The organism is Halomicroarcula saliterrae (assembly GCF_031624395.1).
GTDB lineage: Archaea > Halobacteriota > Halobacteria > Halobacteriales > Haloarculaceae > Haloarcula > Haloarcula saliterrae.
Window position 1 is genome coordinate 85,553 of record NZ_JAMQON010000003.1, and the last position, 16,980, is coordinate 102,532.

The window sequence follows — 16,980 nt, forward strand, 5'->3', positions numbered from 1 at the left end:
CGAGAGCGTCCCGGACGTCGTCGACGGTGGTTCGGTGCTCCGTGGCGCGCTCGAACAGGTCGGCCCAGTCCATACCCGAGCGTACGAAGCGGGGACAAAAATCGGTGCCGTCTGCCACCTGTCTGACGGGAGTTTATGTCGGGGCCACCCTTCCCACCGATACGGGCGCGCACTGGCAGCTACGTTCGCTACCCATGCTATCGGTAGCACGTCCCATCCTCCTGTCACGCGCCCGGATACTTGCACCCCCTTTTGCCGCCGTCGACCCGACAGCCACACCGCCGGCTGTCCGTTCGCGGGGTCGTTCACGTCCCGGACCGCCGGACCCGTTCGAGGCGGAGCAGCCGGGGTATCAGGCCTCGCTACGCAGCGCCGAGCGGACCTCGTCGAGCCCGTCGTGTGTCGTCATCACGGCGAGGCTGTCCCCGGCCTCGATGGTCGTCTGTGGCAGCGGAATCGTCATCGACTCGTGGGCCCGGCCGTGGGCGTAGATATGTGCGTCGCCGGGTAGTGACACCTCGACGACGCGCTTGCCGATAGCCGAGGAGCCCTCGGGCACGTCGACCGAGGCGATGGAGAGCTGTTCGGTCAGGTCGGCGAGCACGTTGAAGTCACCGCCCAGCAGCGCGGTCTTGGCGCCGGCAGCGCCCAGCCGCTCGGGGTAGATGATGTCGTCGACGTCGGCGGCGTACTTCTCGTATATCTCCTCGCGGTAGTCGGCGTCGATGCGCAAGACGGTGCGACAGCCGTGTTCCTTGGCTATCATGCAGGCGGTGAAGTTGGTGTTCAGGTCGCCCGTGAGCGCACCGATGGCGTCCGCCTCGTCGATGTCCGCCTCCAGTAACGTGGACTCCTCGCTCCCGTCACCGTGGACGACCCGGAACCCGGCCTCAGTCGCGCGGTCGACCTTCCCCCTCGCGCGCTCGACGATGACGACCTCGTGGCCTTCGCTCTGGAGGATGTGGGCTGTCCGGGTCCCGACACGGCCGTAGCCGACGATGACGAACTTCATGCACCGGGATACGACAGCCAGCACCAAAAATGTGAACGTGTGTCAGGGTCGGGTCGCCCGCGACCGTCGCGCCGAGACACAGCGCCACACCGGTATCTCCTAGCCCGGCGTGAGAGAGGTGGTGTCCCGTCTGGCGGCTGCCGGCAACTGACCAGCCTGTCGAGACGGGTCACCGGAACGAGAAGTGTCGTCTTACCGCATCAGGACCGGGTTCACGGAGTTCCAGTGGGCGTCTCCGTTCCGGCCTCGGTTTCGGTCGGAGTTTCGGTCTCAGTCGGGGTTTCAGTCTCAGTCGGGGTTTCGGTCTCAGTCGGGGTTTCGGTCTCGTTCGCAGTCGTTTCGTTCGCAGTCGTCTCGTTGACGACAGTCACGTTCGCGGTGTCCGTGACCGGGGTGTCGTTGACCAGCACCGGGTCGTCGAGCAGCCCCGAGGTCTCGACGTAGTCGAGCGTCTGGTTCCCGGAGTTCTCGAGGTGGAGCATCGCGGTGAGCTCCTGTCCCGTCGCCAGTTGCAGTTGCGTCTCGTTCGTCTCGTTGCCCATCTCGGCGGGCGTTTCAGTCGGCGTCTCGTTGCCCATCTCGGCGGGCGTTTCAGTCGGCGTCTCGTTGCCCGTCTCGGCGGGCGTTTCAGTCGGCGTCTCGGTCGGCGCTTCAGTCGTCGTCTCGTTGTCCGTCGCGTTCTCTATCAGGGAGTCCTGGGCGTCGTAGTTGGCTCCGGGCACGTCGAACAGCGTGATGGTCACGTCGCTGTACGTCCCGGCGGGTAGATACTCAGAAGCGCCGACGACGCTGCCGACAGTCTGTTCGCTGGCGAGGCTCTCGTCGTGGATGACGACGTAGCCGGGTTCGGTCAGCGTCACCTCGGAGACCGTCACCGTCTGGCCGTCGGTCTCCTGGTCGTCGAACGTCACCGACGGTGTCTCGGTCGTTTCGTTGTCCGTCGGCGTTCCGACGCCGTCGTCCGGCGTCGGCGTCTCATCGGTCGGCGTCTCGTCAGTTGGCGTCTCGCCGTCGGGGGTCGGCGTCTCGTTGGTCGGTGTCTCCTGCTGTGCTACCGGACCGGATACGGCACCGGCCTGTGCTGTGAGGGCCGCGACTGCGACCACGGCAGCGATGGCGACGAGTGTTTTGTTCCGTGTCATGTCTTTTCCTTGTAACGCAGGCGAGGGGACAAAAGGCGGATAGATAAACGGAACCGACAGTTCAGAACCGAAGAGACTGGCATCCGTCACGGACAGACCGGTCGGTGAGCGAAGGGACATCTTATCCGACCGGCTTTCGACACGCGTTTACGCCGGGGCGGCCGACAACTGGCAATATGCGAGTGACGTTCCTCGGGACGAGTGGGGCCATCCCGACGACCCAGCGCAACACAAGCAGTGTCTTTTGCAACCGGGACGGCGACTATCTCCTCTTTGACTGTGGCGAAGGCACCCAGCGCCAGATGATGCGCTACGGGACCGGCTTCGCCATCGACCACCTGTTCGTGACCCACCTCCACGGCGACCACGTGCTGGGGATTCCGGGCCTGCTACAGACCTTCGATTTCAACGACCGCGAGGCGCCGGTGGCGATTCACACGCCCGCGGGCACCCGCGGCAACGTCAAGCAACTCATCGAGGCCAACGGCACCACGCCGTCCTATCCGGTCCGCATCAACGAGGTGTCGGCGGGCGACACCGTGCTGGACCGGTCGGAGTACGAGGTCCGGGCGATAGCCACCGAGCACCGCTGTACGTCGGTCGGCTACGTCGTCGCCGAGGACGACCGCAAGGGCGAGTTCGACCGCGAGAAAGCCGAGGAAGAGCTTGGCATCCCGCCGGGGCCGAAATACTCGAAGCTCCACCGCGGCGAGGCGATAGAACACGACGGCCGCACCGTCGAGCCCGAGGAAGTGGTCGGGCCGCCCCGGCCCGGACGCACCGTGGTCTACACCGGCGACACCCTGCCGACCGAGAGCGTCGTCGCGGCGAGCGAGGGAGCGGACCTGCTGGTCCACGACGCGACCTTCGCCCAGGACCGGGCGGACCGCGCGGCGGCGACGGCTCACTCCACCGCGGCGGAAGCCGCCGACGTGGCTCGCCGCGCCGGTGTCCGAACGCTCGCCCTGACACACCTCTCGACGCGCTACGCCGGTCAGGCCGACACGCTCGGCGCCGAGGCCCGCGAGGTCTTCGACGGCGAGGTCGTCGTCGCCGAGGACGGGATGGAGCGCCACGTCCAGTTCCCCGACTAGCGAGGTCACGACCGACGGGAACCGCGAGCAGCGGCGCGAAAGCGGACTCCGGGCGGCTTCGCGGAATAAGGCGGGACCGCGGCCCGATAGTGTGAGCTTTACGTTTCCACGCGCATCGATACGCATGGCATACCGGATGGTACACGTCGGTCTCGGCGGGCAGGGCGAAACGTGGCTCACTGAGGCGATTCCACCGAACGTCGAAGCGGACCGAATCGAAGTCGTCGCCGCAGTCGACACCGACCCCGAGCGACACGAGCTCGCCCAGGAGAAACTCGACCTCTCACCCGAGCGCTGTTACACCGACCTCGACACCGCTCTCTTCGAGCACGAGGCAGACTTCTGTTCCGTGGTCACGCCGCCGGCGGCCCACGAACCGGTCGTCGACATCGCCCTCAACCACGGGCTCGACATCCTCTCGGAGAAGCCGATCGCCGACACGCTCGAAAGCTCGGTCCGAATCGCGCGGGCCGTCGAGGCCGCCGGCGCGAAGATGGGGCTGACGATGACCCACCGCTTCGACCGGGACAAGACGACGTTCCGGAAGGCCGTCAATCAGGCGAGCCCCGTGGACTACCTCACGGCGCGGTTCACCGGCAACGTCCGCGAGCGTGGCCACTACTCCACGTACGTCCACGAGATGGAGAACATGCTCCTGCTGGACGGGGCCATCCACCATCTGGACATGCTCGCAGACTTCGCCGACGCCCCCTGTGAGCGGGTGTACGCCGAGACGTGGGTGCCCGAGGAAGCAGATTACGAGGGCGACTGCGCCGGGTTCGTGACGCTCACCTTCGCCGACGGCACTCGCGCCCACTACGAGGGGAGCTACGCGAACGCGGCCACGCTCAACGGCTGGGGCCACGAGCAGTTCCGCGCCGAGTGCGGCGACGAGACCGTCGTCCTCGACAACCGCGGGGTCGAGCGGTTCCCCCGCGACCCCGACCGGGTCGGCGAGAGCGCGCGCCGCGACGAGGGCGAGTGGGTCGACCCCGTCGAGCGTCCCACGTGGACCAACGCCTGGCTCATCGAGCAGTTCTGTGACTGGCTCGACGGCGACGAGCGGATGGCGACCGACGTGGAATCGACGCTGGAGTCGATGGCCATCGTCTTCGCCGCGATAGAGAGCAGCGAGACCGGAGAGGCGGTTGAGGTGCCGCGGCTCCTCGACGAGGCGCGAGCCATCGCCTGAATTCGGACGACGCGGTACCTGAGCTGAAGACGCCGTATCCGTCGCCTTCTGGAGCCGAAAGACCGGGTTACCGAGTCCGCTCGGCCCGAAAGCTGACCATACTTAACAGACGGAGCGACGCAGCCACGGCGTATGCACGTGGCCGTCATCGGGTTCGGGAACGCCGGCGGAAAGATCGCGGACGCCATACTGGAGTTCGAGGCCGACACCGGCCGCGCGCTCTGCAAGGACGTCCTCGCCGTCAACGCCGCCGAAATCGACCTGTCGAAACTCCAGCGTATCCCCGAGGAACGGCGGCTGCTCGTCGGGCAGACCCACGAGCGTGTCAAGGGCCGCGGCGTCGGTGCCGACCCCGAATTGGGCGCCGAGGTGACGCGTCGCGACCTCGGCGAGATAGACCGGGCGCTCGACAGCGTCCCGATGTACGAGGTCGACGCGTTCCTCGTCGTCGCCGGCCTCGGCGGCGGCACCGGCAGCGGCGGTGCCCCCGTTCTCAGCGAACACCTCCGGGAGATGTACGCCGAGCCGGTGTACGGCCTGGGTGTCCTCCCCAGCACTGACGAGGGCGGGCGGGCGTCACTGAACGCTGCCCGCTCGCTGCAGTCCTTCACCGACGCGACGGACAGCCTCGTCCTCTTCGACAACGACGCCTGGCGACAGGCCGGCGAATCGATGGAGAGCGGCTACGACCACGCCAACACCGAACTCGCTCGCCGGGTGACGACACTGCTCGGTGCCGGCGCGCTCGACGACTCGATGGTCTCGGAGACCGCGATGGACGCGAGCGACATCAACCGGACGCTGTCGACCGACGGCGTGAGTACCATCGCCTACGCGAGCGCCGAACTGGACCGCACCACCAGGTCCGGCCTGCTCGACCAGTTCCGGGAGAACGGCCACGCGGAGAGCGACACCGACTACGCACAGAAGGTCCACGGGCTCGTCCGGCGGGCCGTCAGAGCGCGCCTGACCTGTCCCGCCGAGGTCGACTCCGCGGAGCGCTCGCTCGTCGTCGTCTCCGGCCCGCCCGAAGAGCTCTCCCGGAAGGGGCTCCAGCACGCCCGCCAGTGGCTCGAATCGGAGACCGACAGCGTGGAAGTGCTGGCCGGTGACGACCCGCGTGAGAACGCGACCGAGCTCTCCGCAGCCGTGCTCCTCTCGAACGTGACGACCGTTCCGCGCGTCGACGAACTCCAGAAGCGGGCCGTCGACGCCCAGTCGAGAATCGAGGCCGACGAGGCGGCCCGCGACGACGAGGTCGCCGAGCTGATCACGGACGAGAACGACCAGCTCGACCCGCTCTGACGTGGTCCCGTGGGCCGTCTCCGGGGTCGGTGTCAGCCGGTGCGGTGAACCGATCCCCGCGGCTCGTACTCCATCTCCGTAGTCACGGCGTCGGCGACCGACGGCCCCCACTCGCGCTCGACCACGTGAACGGCCAGGTCCAGTCCGGCGGTGACGCCGCCGGCGGTCAACACGTCGCCGTCGTCGACGACCCGGGCGTCGACCACCTCGGCGCCGCTCGCCCGCAGGTCCCTCATCGCATCGCCGTGGGTGACCGCTGGCCGGCCGTCCAGCAGGCCGGCGCGTTCGAGCAACATTCCGCCGGTGCAGACGCCGGCGACGGTCGTCCCGGCGTCGTGAGCCGAGGCGAGCGCGTCGGGAAGCCGACCGCGTTCGGCCTCGGCGCGGGCTCCCGCGTCGGCCCCGTCGGCCCAGCCGCCCCCGGGAACCACGAGCAGGTCCGGCGCGGAATCAGCCAGCCGCCCTTCGGCCCCGATACTGAGGCCGTGGCTGGCTGTGACCGTCGGCTGGTCTCGAAGGGTACGAAGTGACACGTCCCACGGCGCCCCGGCCAGCGCAGCGGTCTCGAACACCTCGTACGGCCCGATGGCGTCGAGTTCGTCGAACCCGTCGAAGCAGGCGATAGCGACGGTGTCCATACCGTTGCCACTCGCAGAGTCCACAAATAGATATGGAATGGCACAACACGCTCGCGACAGCTTTTTTCGCCGCTCCGCCGATGCTCTCGACGTGTCCCACCCCCTCCACATCCTCGACGTGTTCGCCCGCGAACCGTACACCGGAAACCAGCTCGCGGTCGTCACGGACGCCGGCGACCTCACCGACGAGCGGATGCAGGCCGTCGCCGCCGAGATGGACTACTCCGAGACCACGTTCGTCACCGGCCCGCCCGACGAGGGCGCGTGGCCGGTCCGCATCTTCACGCCGACCGCCGAGATACCCTTCGCCGGCCATCCGACCCTCGGGACCGCGGCGGTGGTTCGTGACCATCTCGCCGACGGTCAGCCGGAGACGGTCACGCTGGACCTCGACGTGGGCGAGATACCGGTCTCGGTCGACGCCACCGACGGTCGCGAGCGGTTCTGGATGCGCCAGCGGCCCCCGGCGTTCGGCGACCGACTCGACCACGACGCCCTCGCGGAGGTGCTGGGGCTGCCGGCGGACGCGCTCGACAGCGCCTGGCCCGTCCAGGTGGTCTCGACCGGGCTCCCCACTATCGTCGTCCCGCTCGGCGACCGCGACGCGCTGGCGGCCATCGACCTCGACCGCGCGGCCTACGACCGCGTGACCGGCGGCCGCGACGCCAAGAACGTGCTCGCGTTCTGTCCGGACCCGCGCGAGGCCGACAACGACCTCGCTGCGCGGGTGTTCGCCCCGTTCTACGACGTTCCGGAGGACCCGGCGACCGGCTCCTCGAACGGCTGTCTGGCGGCGTATCTCGCCCGGTACGAGTACTTCGGCGGCCCGAGCGTGGCCGCTCGCGTCGAACAGGGCCACGAGATGGGGCGTCCGTCGCTGCTCCATCTCGACGCCGACGCTACCGGCGACCCCGTCGACGTCGAGGTCGGCGGCGGCGTCGTCCCCGTCGTTCGCGGTGCGTTGCTGTAGCCAGTTCTACGCAGCGTCGCCTGTGGCCGTTGCACGGTCGGGAGACCCCTGACCCCGGCATCGGTAGAGAGTGGAAAGCATACGTGAGTTCGATTCGAAACGAGAGTATGGCTCGGCGACCGACTCGCTCGGCGCTGCTGCTGGTAGCAGGGGTGAGCGGTATCGCAGTCGGTGTGTATCTCCCGTGGGTCCAGACAAACCCGAGTTTCCCATCTACCGCGGAGGTCCCGACAGTTCTACTCGACGGGATGCTTCCGGGGATTAGGGGACTCGATTTTGTGCTGCTCGGCGGGGCTGGTCTCGTGGCTGTGTTGTACGTGGCCAGCGTCGGGGAAGGGGCGCGGTCAGTACTGACGGTGCTGTCCGGTCTCGGAACCGTACTCCTGTGTCTGTATCGTCTGTTCGCTACTCCGATTACCGGGTTCGACGCCGCGATCGGATTCGATGCGACGTTCGTCCCCGCCGAGGGATGGTATCTCACAGTTCTCGGCGGGTTGCTACTGGCCGTCGCGGGGGCGGTCCAGCGACCCGATAACCCGGTGCGTAAAACCCTCAGAACTGCGCTGACGGGTTAGAGACGGCGGCTTATTCGTGCCCGTACACCGGAACGGGCTCGTAGGGCTCCTCCAGATACGCCACGTCCGACGCCGAGAGAGAGATATCGAGCGCCCTGACGGCGGCTTCCAGATGCTCGATGCTGGACGTGCCGACGATTGGAGCGGTGACGTTGTCGTTTTCGAACTGCCACGCCAGCGCGATCTGGGCCATCGTCACGCCGTAGTCGGCGGCGAGTTCCTGGACGCGCTCGTTTATCTCCCGACTGCCCGGTCCCTCGGCGTAGGGCACTTCGGCGTTCTCCGTCTCGTGGACGCCCCGCGTCGTCGACGTGAACTCCTCGTGGGGCCGCGTCAGGTAGCCCGCACCCAGCGGGCTCCACGGAATCGTCCCGACGTTCTCGCGGTCACAGAGCGGGTACATCTCGCGTTCCTCCTCGCGGTAGGCCAGGTGATAGAGGTCCTGCATCGTCTCGAAGCGGGCCAGTCCCTCGCGGTCGCTGACGTGGAGCGCGCGCTGGAACTGGTGGGCCCACATCGACGACGCGCCGATGTGACGGACCTGCCCGCGGGAAACGGCGTCGTCGAGCGCCCGCAGCGTCGTCTCGATGGGCGTGTCCTCGTCCCAGCGGTGAATCTGATAGAGGTCGACGGTGTCCATCCCCAGTCGGGAAAGCGAGTTCGACAGCTCCTGCTCGACGGTCTTTCGGGAGAGCCCGGTGGCGTTCCGGTGGTCGCTCGCGCCGGGGAACCGGACTTTCGTGGCGACGACCTGCTCGTCGCGGTCGTAATCGGCCAGCACGTCGCCCAGAATCGCCTCGCTCTCGCCGGCCGAGTAGACGTTCGCCGTGTCGAAGAAGTTCACCCCGAGTTCGATGGCGCGGTCGATGAGGTCGCGGCTCTCGCCCTCGTCGAGCATCCACTCGCGGCCGCTCCCGAAGCTCATACAGCCCAGACATATCTTGCTGACCTCGATACCCGTCGATCCCAGCGTCGTGTACTCCATAGATACCACATCCGTTGTAAATACATATGCGTTCGGACCGGTACAGTCATTCCCCGGCCGGACACACCGGCCGGTATGGAACTGGCACACGTCGCCGTCTGTGTCTCGGACCTGGACCGCGCGCTCGATTTCTACGGGGAGCTCGGCTTCGAGGAGACCCACCGCTTCACGCTCGGCGGCGTGGAGAACGTCTACGTGGGAAAACCGGGGAGCGACGCCGACCTCCAGCTTCGCTACGACCCCGACCGAACGACGCCCATCGCGCCCTCGCGAGCCGACACCGACCATATCGCGTTCACCGTCGACGACGTCGAGGCGACCTTCGAGAGCGCTATCGAGGCCGGCGCGGCGACAGTGCTGGAACCGACCGAAATCGAGCCGGCCGACGCCTACGCCGCCTTCGTCGAGGACCCCGAGGGGTACACTCTGGAGTTCTACCGCGGGCTGTAGCCCCGAGGAGCTACCCCTGTGGGGACCGAAGCCCTGGCATGGTCACGGGCGGCGAGCTATACCTCCTCGCGGTGACCGTGCTGGCCCTCGTCGCGCTCGCTGTGGCGGTTCCCGTGCTGCTCGACATCGCGCGCGAAGGCCGCGAGCGACTGCGAGCGGGCGGACCGACGCGGCCGGCGGACGACGCGGACAGCGACGGGGCGGACGGCGTACGCTGTCCCCACTGCGAGACCGAGAACGAGCCGGGCTACGCGTACTGCGAGGAGTGTTCTCGGGCGTTATAACCCGTCAGAGCAGGCTGAGCGCCCAGCGGACGAGCTCCGAACCGGCGAAGAGGCCGCCCTCGGCGCGGGAGAGCTCGCGGCCGGTCCAAAGGGCGGCGACGACCAGGGTCGAGACGACGACGAGCCACCAGAGCGTCGACAGCGCCGTCTGGCTCACCGAAAGCGGCCGGACGAGCGCCGCCAGCCCCAGGACGCCGAGGAGGTTGAAGATATTGCTCCCGACGATGTTGCCCACCGAGACGCCGAGACTCCCCCGGCGGACGGCCACGAGCGAGACCGCGAACTCCGGGGTCGAGGTCCCGGCCGCGACGATTGTCCCCCCGATGACCCACTCGGAGATGCCCGCACTGCGTGCGAGTGTCGAGGCCGCGCCGATGAGCAGGTCACCGCTCACGAGCACCACCGCCAAGCCGGCGACCAGAAGGCCGATATCCCGCCCGGGGACCGAGAGCCGCTCGGGCAGCCCCCGCGTAACGTCCGGCTGGTCGGTCGGCGGCTCCTCGTTCGAGGACGACCCCCCGCGCCGGAGCAGATACACCGTGTAGGCGACTAACAGCCCCGCCAGCACGGCCCCGTCGAGACGGCCGACGGTGCGGTCGAGCAGGACTGCGGCGCCGACGGCCGTACTGGCGAGCAGCGCGACGCCGTCCCGTCTGACGAGCGACGACTCGACGGGGATAGCCCCGAACAGCGAGACCACGCCGAGGATAAAGGCGAGGTTGTAGATGTTCGACCCGAGGACGTTGGAGACGGCGATGTCACTGAAACCTTTGAACGCCGCGTCGAGCGAGACGGCGAGCTCGGGTGTCGACGTGCCGACAGCGACGACCGTCAGCCCGATAACGAGCTCCGAGAGCCCGGCGCGCCGGGCCAGTCGCACCGCCGAATCCACGAGGAGTCGCGCGCCGACCCACAGCCCGACGACCGTCAGCGCTACGACGACCAGCTGGACGACTGGCCCGCCTCCTATCATTACGTGGACCGAGCAGCGGCGCAGTTATGAAGGTTCGTGAGGGCTCCAGACGGTACCAGGGTCTGAATCACCACGCCAAATTCCAGTCGTTGCGGTGCTGTAGCATACGGCGGCCGCAGGCCGCCGTTTCACCGGAATCGAGGCCGAAGGCCGAGATTCCGGCCTTTTTCGCCCACGTTTTTCAAGGAGCCCTCTCCGCAGCGAGCCGCAGGCTCGCGAGGAAGGGCGACGCTGAAAAAGGTGGTACGTCAGGACTGGGAGTGAGCGAACCCTCCGGGTTCGCGAACGCCGAGAGACGAGCGGCGCTCGTCTCTCGGAATTTGAACAGATGGGAGACGTTCCGGGGTGCTCGCTTCGCTCCCGGGGCTGCGACTCCCGTGCTCAAATCCCAGCCGGCCGCTTCGCTCCCGGGGCTGCGACTCCCGTGCTCAAATCCCAGCCGGCCGCTTCGCTCCCGGGGCTGCGACTCCCGTGCTCAAATCCCAGCCGGCCGCTTCGCTCCTCGCGTATTGCTCGGGGCAGAAGACGCCAGGACTGGGATTTGAACCCAGAATCCCGAAAGGGAACACGCTTTCCAGGCGTGCGCCTTACCGTTCGGCCATCCTGGCTCATCGGAGTGTCCGAGGGCGGTCGGTTAAGGGCTTTCGTTTCCGGGCAGACGGCCGTGGGCCGCGTAGGTGAGCGCTGTGGCACCGACCAGCACGACGATCGTGACACCGGCTTTCGCGCCGAGCGTGACCCGCAGGTCGGCAAGCAGCTCGTACCCCTGCAGCAAGACGAGGAAGGCCAGCGCGGCGACGACGCCCCACAGCAGGCTCGACTTGGTGCGAAGGTCCATCAGCGGACGGCGACGGCCTCGATCTCGACGGCGACGCCCTTCGGGAGCGCGTCGACCCCGACGGCCGAGCGGGCGGGCGGTTCCTCGTCGAAGAAGTCGGCGTAGGTGTCGTTCATGGCGTCGAAATCGTCGATGTCGTCGAGGAAGACAGTGACTTTCAACACGTCGTCCATCCCCGCGCCGGCCTCGTCGAGGACGGCCGCGACGTTTGCGAGCGCCTGCTCGGTCTGGGTGGCGACCGGTGCGTCGTCGAGCAGCTCACCGTCGGGAGTCAGCGGAATCTGGCCGGCGGTAAAGACGAGGTCGTCGGTCGCCGTCGCCTGGCTGTACGCGCCGACGGCGGCGGGCGCGTCGTCGGTGTGGACGATGTCTTTCATGCCTGAGAGGGGGCCCGCGAAGCCTATAAAACCGCCGTCAGACCAGCACTTCGACGGGGTAGCCGCGGTCGCGCAGCGCGGCGAGCAACTGGTCGACGTGGTCGGGACCGCGGGTTTCGAGGTCCAGTTCGACCTCGGCGTCGTTCATCGCCACGTCGCGGTTGGTGCGGTCGTGCTCGATGGCGTAGATGTTGACCTGCTGGGCCGAGAGCACGCCGACGAGTTCCTCCAGCGCACCGGGGCGGTCCTTCAGTACCGTCTTGATGCGGAGATAGCGGCCGGTCTCGACGAGTCCGCGGACGATGACGTTCGTGAGCGTGTTCAGGTCGATGTTGCCCCCACACAGCGCCGGGACGATGACTTCGTCGTCGTCGTAGTCGAACTTCGACTCCACGACGGCGGCGAGCGCGACGGCGCCGGCCCCCTCGGCGAGGGTCTTCGAGCGTTCCAGCAGGGTGGTGAGCGCCACGGCTATCTCCGAGTCCGAGACGGTCACCACGCTGTCGACGCGGTCGCGGATGACCTCGAAGGTGTGCTCGCCCACGGTCCGGGTGGCGATGCCGTCGGCGATGGTCTCGACGCTGTCGCGTTCGATTCGCTCGCCCTTGCGCAGCGACTCCGCCACGCTGGAGGCCCCCTCGGCCTGGACGCCGACGACGCGAATCGAGGGGTCCATCCCCTTCAGCGCGGTGGCGATGCCGCTGATGAGCCCCCCGCCGCCGATGGGGACCACGACGGTATCGACCTCGGGGAGTTCGTCGTAGATTTCCAGCCCGATGGTCCCCTGGCCGGCCATCACGTAGTCGTCGTCGAAGGCGTGGACGTAGGTCCGGCCCTCCTCGCGCTCTATCTCGTGGGCGCGTTCAGCGGCCTCGTCGTAGTCCTCGCCGTACAGCACCACGTTCCCCCCGTAGCTCCGGGTCGCCTTCACCTTCGAGATGGGCGCGTGTTCGGGCATCACGATGGTCGAGTCGACGCCGATTCGGGTGGCCGCCAGCGCGACGCCCTGGGCGTGGTTGCCGGCGCTCGCGGTGACGACGCCGTTCTCGCGCTGTTCGTCCGACAGCGTCGCGATGCGGTTGGTGGCACCACGCAGCTTGAACGAGCCGGTGCGCTGGAACAGTTCGAGTTTCAGATGGACCTCGGCACCGGTCATCGCGGAGAAGGTGTGAGAGTACTCCAGCGGCGTCTGCCGTGTGGTCTCGGCGACCCGGTCCCTGGCCGCCTGCACGTCCTCTACAGAGAGCATAGCACCGGCTACTGGGCGTGGCGAGTTATACATAGTGCACGGTGAGTCCCTACCCTTTCGGGAGTGAAACGAAGCCGTCCGCTTCGTGCAACAACCCCAGAAGAACGGGAAGAGAGGCTCGAAACCCACGGTCACCAGTTCGCACGTCGTCTCCGACGAACGCATTACGACGACTACATCTCCCTCCTAGAACCGACGGTCGCATGGAAGGCGACCAGATCCTGCACGACGGGGACACGATATCATTGCTGTGGCGACGCACTGTCCTCCGAACTGACAAATGAAAATCAAAAGCTATAAACATGATGGCTGATATTAATCTAGTGGAGTTCACTTAATGGCAAACGTTGATTTCCGAGCCGACCTGAAGCACCGCGTTGATATGCTCAACGACTCAGCAGTTCCGCCGCTGAGGGCAAGCTGCCACACCCCCGACGACGTCGGAGACTGGTTCTAGGGTCAGTCGCAGTGATCGATCGGTGAGTGTCGACACCGCGTCGGCGGTATCCCGAACCATCTTTTGGGTCCGCGAGTTCCCGTACGTGACGAGTGAGCCGAGGTGCTGTCGGTATTGCGGAGTGAACAGGGCAGGAGCGTACGTCTACTCCCCCCGGAAACAGTCAGCACAGACCCACAGTGTGTAGGAGCGCTCCAGCCAGTGACTCAGAGACGGAGACACTCCGTTCGACTGGCCGGTCACCACTGGAATGGCGTGGTCAACCACCAATGGCGACGGCGCTCTGCAAATCCCGACAACGGGTGTGAGCGGACCCGAAACGGGAACCGCGAGGTCAACCCCCACGGAGAGCGCCGCAATGGGAAACTGCGGGGCGATGACTCGGGTGGTGGATGGCAGCCGCGCCGGTGACGGCGCGAATGACGTCACTCGCTCGGTTGTCGGGCCACACGTTCGGAATCGACGTCTGCAGAGCAACGACCGGATGGTCCAGTCGACACAGGCTAGTAATGACCCATAATTCCGCGTCGTTTTGTCACCTTCATCGCGTATCCGAAGACACCGTACCCGACCACCAGATATCCTATCGTCACCGCGCTCACCCCGCCAAGGTCGGTCAGCGGGAGTTGCCAGAGTGACGTTCCCTGGGAGATTACCACCACGATGAGGTCGGTTCCCCACGCGAGCGGAAGCAGGTTCGTAAACAGGGTGGCGGGGGAACTGATGGCGCCCAGAAGCAGCACCTGCACTATCATGAAGATACTGCTGACACGTTTGTACACCAGCGCCAAACCCCCGAAGGCGTAGCCGAGTCCAGTGGCAGACAACATCGTGACGACGGCCAGCGGGACGACACTGAGGGGGTCTATCCAGACCCATGTCCCCGTGGGAATCATCATGAAGAGGAGCATGATATGGCCGATGACAAGCGTGTAACTCAGTTGTACGGTGATTCGCGTCGAAATTACAGTAAACAGCCCGAATGGACTCATGTACGTCTGTTCCAGCGTTCCCCATCTCGCTTCCCGGGAGAGTGTCTGGGCAGAGGTCTGAAACGAGCTCCAGGACATCGTCCAGATGAAAAAGCCGACGATGATTCCAGTCAGGTTCTCGGTGACGAGCGTCGGTGTCACCGTCCGACCGCCGAAGAAGATCAACAGGAACATGACGTAGGTCGCGCCGATACCGCCGACAGTATTGAACCAGTATCGTCGAAGAATGATGGATTCTTTCTCGAACGTGACGCGAACCAGCGCCCGCAGGCTCGTCTCGTTCGCTGTCGATGACCCCGACTGCTCGACCTGGTTGCTCACGAGTCGACACCCTGTTGGCCCGTGACGAACCCGGACTGTCCATCCGTGGCCGGTGTCTCCTGTCTCTGGACATCGGCTTCTTCCTCGAGTATCGAGACGAACACGTTCTCGAGGTCGGCCGTGATCGGCTCTATCCGGTCCAGACTTGCATCGGATGCTTCGAGCACGTCGGTGAAGTTGTAGAAGTCAGTCTCGTCGCGGAGGGTCACACTGAACGACCTTCGGTCTCCCGCCCAGTCGGGGTCGTACCCCTCGAGTGATTGCTCGGCGGGAAATCTCTCGCTGAGATGGACCCGATAGGCCTGGGTCGAAAACGCCCCGAGCAGTGACTCCAGGCGGTCTTCGACGGCGAGTTCCCCGTCGTCGAACAAGAGCACCCTATCACAGACGGACTCGATCACGTCCATGTCGTGACTGGAGATGATTACCGTCCGGTCTTCCTCTGTCGCCAACCGACGGAGTTCCGACTGGAGGTCGCGGCTCCCTTCGACGTCGAGCCCGAGGGTCGGTTCATCGAGGAAAACAATCGGCGTCGAGCGGGCCAGGACGCAGGCGAGACAGGCCTTCTGTTTCATGCCCCGAGAGAGCGACCGAACCTGTTCGTCAGCCTTCGATTCGAGGTTGACCAGCGAGAGCAGTCGTTCGTGTCGCTCGGTTTCTCTGTCCGGATGTCGACCCTGCAGCCCGGTGAAATACCGGAGGTTCTCCCGGACGGTAAGCCGCCAGTAGAGATTGCGTGCCCCTTCGAGCATGCCACTCACGCGGTTGTACACCTGTTTGGTCTCGACAGTGGGGTCGAGGCCGTCTATCAACGCTGTTCCGTCGGTCGGTTCGATGATGCCGAGGATGGATTTGATCGTCGTGGTCTTTCCGGCACCGTTCGGACCGAGAAAGCCGACGATTTCACCTTCGTTTATATCGAACGACACACCGTCGACAGCAGTTATCTCGCCTTCAGGGCCGGAAAATCGCTTTGTGAGTCCCCGGACCTCGATTATCGGGTGGGAACTCCCGGCAACTCCTGTCGAATGATTTCTCATTATATTTTTATATTTTATGAGCGATAATAAACGTACACCCTGAAAGTTCAGACGGAGTGACAACCCACGCTAGCGAAAGCCGCTTCTGGACATCGTGGCGACCATCAGTGGACCGTCATGAGAGGGGTGTGTGCGTGCAGCCGTTGTCACGGTGGCCGCTGGTTACACCGTCCAGTTTACAACATAAAATTAATAAATATTATTGTAGATATATAGGTATGGAGACAGATGGAGGTAACAGTCTTGAGGGCTCCGGAGACTATCTTCAGGAGTTCTACGAGCAAAAACTAATCCAGGTTCAGACACTTCTAGAAGAGGAGTTCGGGTCCGATGAGACCCGACAGTACGTCTATCGGCTCGCGTTTAAAGGAAACGACGTGTTACCGAAGCGTGATCGGCGTCCGAAACCCACGACCGCGTTTCAGGCAGACCAGATTCACCGTATCCACGGCGGTGACGAGGAGACCCGCCAGACACTGCTGCAGTTCGCTATCATCGTTGCAGAGTACTACGATATCGTCGACGATGTGATAGATGGCGATGTGAAACCGGGTCACGAGCGGGAAGCCATAGTGGCCCTCCAGTTCCTCATGCCGGTACTCGTCCGACTCCTCCACCGGCTCGGTGACGATGCCGTGGAGTACTGGACGTGGGAAGCGACGGAACTGGTCGAGTGCTGTGTCCACGAGCCGACTGCGGACGAGAAACAGACCGAAGCGGGGTATCTCGACCTGCTCGAAGAACAGGCACTCTTGCGGAGTTCGATAACTGGACTCGCCGCCATCGTGGCCGGTGCCGACGACGAGGAGATCGCCCGCGCGGAGGAGGTCGGACGGACGGTTCATAAACTCATGCAGTTCACGACCGATCTCAACCAGTACGGCTCCGACGACGACCCGTCGAATGCTGTTGCACTATTCGATAAGGAAGCGTTTTCGGGACAGTATCAGCAGTTCAAAGACGAACTCGACGAGACACTCGCTGCCTATCCCGAAGACTATGCCTCTCAGATGCGGGCGCCGTGGCAGGGCGGACACATGTCGAAATATCCCGACGAATCAAAGGATAATTGATATTTTAGCTGGT

Annotated in this window: 18 protein-coding genes and 1 tRNA gene; 8 read left to right on the top strand and 11 right to left on the bottom strand. The window is 65.4% G+C overall.

Annotated elements, in window-relative coordinates; all coding sequences use genetic code 11:
- Positions 1-352 precede the first annotated feature (352 nt).
- Entirely contained in the window at positions 353-1,012 is a 660-nt protein-coding gene (locus NDI56_RS11750; protein ID WP_310919723.1) for a potassium channel family protein, read from the bottom strand.
- 212 nt (positions 1,013-1,224) lie between these two features.
- A complete protein-coding gene (locus NDI56_RS11755) occupies positions 1,225-2,154 on the bottom strand; it encodes a DUF7282 domain-containing protein (protein ID WP_310919724.1) in 930 nt (309 codons plus the stop codon).
- A 176-nt stretch (positions 2,155-2,330) separates the two neighbouring features.
- Here NDI56_RS11755 and rnz point away from each other — a divergent pair, with 176 nt between their 5' ends.
- From rnz to NDI56_RS11770, 3 genes are all read left to right on the top strand, one after another.
- On the top strand, positions 2,331-3,248 hold the full coding sequence (gene rnz / locus NDI56_RS11760) for a ribonuclease Z (protein ID WP_310919725.1): 918 nt from the start codon (positions 2,331-2,333) through the stop codon (positions 3,246-3,248).
- A 124-nt stretch (positions 3,249-3,372) separates the two neighbouring features.
- Positions 3,373-4,440 (top strand): Gfo/Idh/MocA family protein, encoded by a 1,068-nt coding sequence (locus NDI56_RS11765; protein WP_310919726.1) that lies wholly within the window; start codon positions 3,373-3,375, stop codon positions 4,438-4,440.
- A gap of 132 nt (positions 4,441-4,572) precedes the next feature.
- Positions 4,573-5,745, top strand: coding sequence for a tubulin/FtsZ family protein (locus tag NDI56_RS11770; RefSeq protein WP_310919727.1), 1,173 nt, complete (start codon positions 4,573-4,575; stop codon positions 5,743-5,745).
- A gap of 32 nt (positions 5,746-5,777) precedes the next feature.
- On the opposite strand, the gene NDI56_RS11775 is transcribed toward NDI56_RS11770, so the two are convergent.
- Positions 5,778-6,383: a DJ-1/PfpI family protein gene (locus NDI56_RS11775; protein ID WP_310919728.1), complete on the bottom strand. Its 606-nt coding sequence runs from the start codon at positions 6,381-6,383 to the stop codon at positions 5,778-5,780.
- A gap of 91 nt (positions 6,384-6,474) precedes the next feature.
- Here NDI56_RS11775 and NDI56_RS11780 point away from each other — a divergent pair, with 91 nt between their 5' ends.
- The gene (locus NDI56_RS11780; protein ID WP_310919729.1) at positions 6,475-7,353 is read left to right on the top strand and encodes a PhzF family phenazine biosynthesis protein; all 879 of its coding nucleotides are present in this window, start codon (positions 6,475-6,477) and stop codon (positions 7,351-7,353) included.
- Positions 7,354-7,505: 152 nt separating this feature from the next.
- The gene (locus tag NDI56_RS11785; protein ID WP_310919730.1) at positions 7,506-7,928 is read left to right on the top strand and encodes a hypothetical protein; all 423 of its coding nucleotides are present in this window, start codon (positions 7,506-7,508) and stop codon (positions 7,926-7,928) included.
- A 10-nt stretch (positions 7,929-7,938) separates the two neighbouring features.
- Here the strand turns inward: NDI56_RS11785 and NDI56_RS11790 are convergent, their stop codons facing one another.
- Positions 7,939-8,913, bottom strand: a complete 975-nt coding sequence (locus NDI56_RS11790; protein WP_310919731.1) for an aldo/keto reductase — start codon at positions 8,911-8,913, stop codon at positions 7,939-7,941.
- A 75-nt stretch (positions 8,914-8,988) separates the two neighbouring features.
- Between NDI56_RS11790 and NDI56_RS11795 the strand changes: the two genes are divergently transcribed.
- Positions 8,989-9,363 (top strand): VOC family protein, encoded by a 375-nt coding sequence (locus NDI56_RS11795; RefSeq protein ID WP_310919732.1) that lies wholly within the window; start codon positions 8,989-8,991, stop codon positions 9,361-9,363.
- A 38-nt stretch (positions 9,364-9,401) separates the two neighbouring features.
- A complete protein-coding gene (locus tag NDI56_RS11800) occupies positions 9,402-9,647 on the top strand; it encodes a DUF7577 domain-containing protein (RefSeq protein WP_310919733.1) in 246 nt (81 codons plus the stop codon).
- 4 nt (positions 9,648-9,651) lie between these two features.
- Here NDI56_RS11800 and NDI56_RS11805 read toward each other — a convergent pair whose 3' ends face one another.
- The 7 genes from NDI56_RS11805 to NDI56_RS11835 form a co-directional block, all read right to left on the bottom strand.
- Positions 9,652-10,620 carry a calcium/sodium antiporter gene (locus NDI56_RS11805; RefSeq protein ID WP_310919734.1) on the bottom strand — a complete coding sequence of 323 codons (969 nt, stop codon included), beginning with the start codon at positions 10,618-10,620 and terminating at the stop codon, positions 9,652-9,654.
- A gap of 526 nt (positions 10,621-11,146) precedes the next feature.
- A tRNA-Ser gene (locus tag NDI56_RS11810) sits at positions 11,147-11,228 on the bottom strand.
- 26 nt (positions 11,229-11,254) lie between these two features.
- A complete protein-coding gene (locus NDI56_RS11815) occupies positions 11,255-11,458 on the bottom strand; it encodes a DUF7981 family protein (RefSeq protein ID WP_310919735.1) in 204 nt (67 codons plus the stop codon).
- Positions 11,458-11,835, bottom strand: coding sequence for a Rid family detoxifying hydrolase (locus tag NDI56_RS11820; protein WP_310919736.1), 378 nt, complete (start codon positions 11,833-11,835; stop codon positions 11,458-11,460). Before NDI56_RS11820 ends, NDI56_RS11815 begins: the two co-directional genes overlap by 1 nt.
- Positions 11,836-11,872: 37 nt before the next feature.
- Complete coding sequence (ilvA, locus tag NDI56_RS11825; protein WP_310919737.1) at positions 11,873-13,084, bottom strand: threonine ammonia-lyase; 1,212 nt, start codon at positions 13,082-13,084, stop codon at positions 11,873-11,875.
- Between the two features lie 960 nt (positions 13,085-14,044).
- On the bottom strand, positions 14,045-14,854 hold the full coding sequence (locus tag NDI56_RS11830) for an ABC transporter permease (RefSeq protein ID WP_310919738.1): 810 nt from the start codon (positions 14,852-14,854) through the stop codon (positions 14,045-14,047).
- Entirely contained in the window at positions 14,851-15,894 is a 1,044-nt protein-coding gene (locus NDI56_RS11835) for an ABC transporter ATP-binding protein (RefSeq protein ID WP_310919739.1), read from the bottom strand. Before NDI56_RS11835 ends, NDI56_RS11830 begins: the two co-directional genes overlap by 4 nt.
- 218 nt (positions 15,895-16,112) lie before the next feature.
- Between NDI56_RS11835 and NDI56_RS11840 the strand changes: the two genes are divergently transcribed.
- Positions 16,113-16,967, top strand: a complete 855-nt coding sequence (locus NDI56_RS11840; protein WP_310919740.1) for a hypothetical protein — start codon at positions 16,113-16,115, stop codon at positions 16,965-16,967.
- Positions 16,968-16,980: the final 13 nt, after the last annotated feature.

What these genes read in the sequence shown, in the direction of transcription:
- NDI56_RS11800 (WP_310919733.1), top strand. Translation starts at nt 9,402, where the DNA reads ATGGTCACGGGCGGCGAGCTATACCTCCTCGCGGTGACCGTGCTGGCC.
- NDI56_RS11790 (WP_310919731.1), bottom strand. Translation starts at nt 8,913, where the DNA reads ATGGAGTACACGACGCTGGGATCGACGGGTATCGAGGTCAGCAAGATA.
- NDI56_RS11765 (WP_310919726.1), top strand. Translation starts at nt 3,373, where the DNA reads ATGGCATACCGGATGGTACACGTCGGTCTCGGCGGGCAGGGCGAAACG.
- NDI56_RS11820 (WP_310919736.1), bottom strand. Translation starts at nt 11,835, where the DNA reads ATGAAAGACATCGTCCACACCGACGACGCGCCCGCCGCCGTCGGCGCG.
- NDI56_RS11770 (WP_310919727.1), top strand. Translation starts at nt 4,573, where the DNA reads ATGCACGTGGCCGTCATCGGGTTCGGGAACGCCGGCGGAAAGATCGCG.
- NDI56_RS11775 (WP_310919728.1), bottom strand. Translation starts at nt 6,383, where the DNA reads ATGGACACCGTCGCTATCGCCTGCTTCGACGGGTTCGACGAACTCGAC.
- NDI56_RS11805 (WP_310919734.1), bottom strand. Translation starts at nt 10,620, where the DNA reads ATGATAGGAGGCGGGCCAGTCGTCCAGCTGGTCGTCGTAGCGCTGACG.
- NDI56_RS11815 (WP_310919735.1), bottom strand. Translation starts at nt 11,458, where the DNA reads ATGGACCTTCGCACCAAGTCGAGCCTGCTGTGGGGCGTCGTCGCCGCG.
- NDI56_RS11835 (WP_310919739.1), bottom strand. Translation starts at nt 15,894, where the DNA reads ATGAGAAATCATTCGACAGGAGTTGCCGGGAGTTCCCACCCGATAATC.
- NDI56_RS11795 (WP_310919732.1), top strand. Translation starts at nt 8,989, where the DNA reads ATGGAACTGGCACACGTCGCCGTCTGTGTCTCGGACCTGGACCGCGCG.
- NDI56_RS11750 (WP_310919723.1), bottom strand. Translation starts at nt 1,012, where the DNA reads ATGAAGTTCGTCATCGTCGGCTACGGCCGTGTCGGGACCCGGACAGCC.
- NDI56_RS11840 (WP_310919740.1), top strand. Translation starts at nt 16,113, where the DNA reads ATGGAGACAGATGGAGGTAACAGTCTTGAGGGCTCCGGAGACTATCTT.
- ilvA (WP_310919737.1), bottom strand. Translation starts at nt 13,084, where the DNA reads ATGCTCTCTGTAGAGGACGTGCAGGCGGCCAGGGACCGGGTCGCCGAG.
- NDI56_RS11755 (WP_310919724.1), bottom strand. Translation starts at nt 2,154, where the DNA reads ATGACACGGAACAAAACACTCGTCGCCATCGCTGCCGTGGTCGCAGTC.
- rnz (WP_310919725.1), top strand. Translation starts at nt 2,331, where the DNA reads ATGCGAGTGACGTTCCTCGGGACGAGTGGGGCCATCCCGACGACCCAG.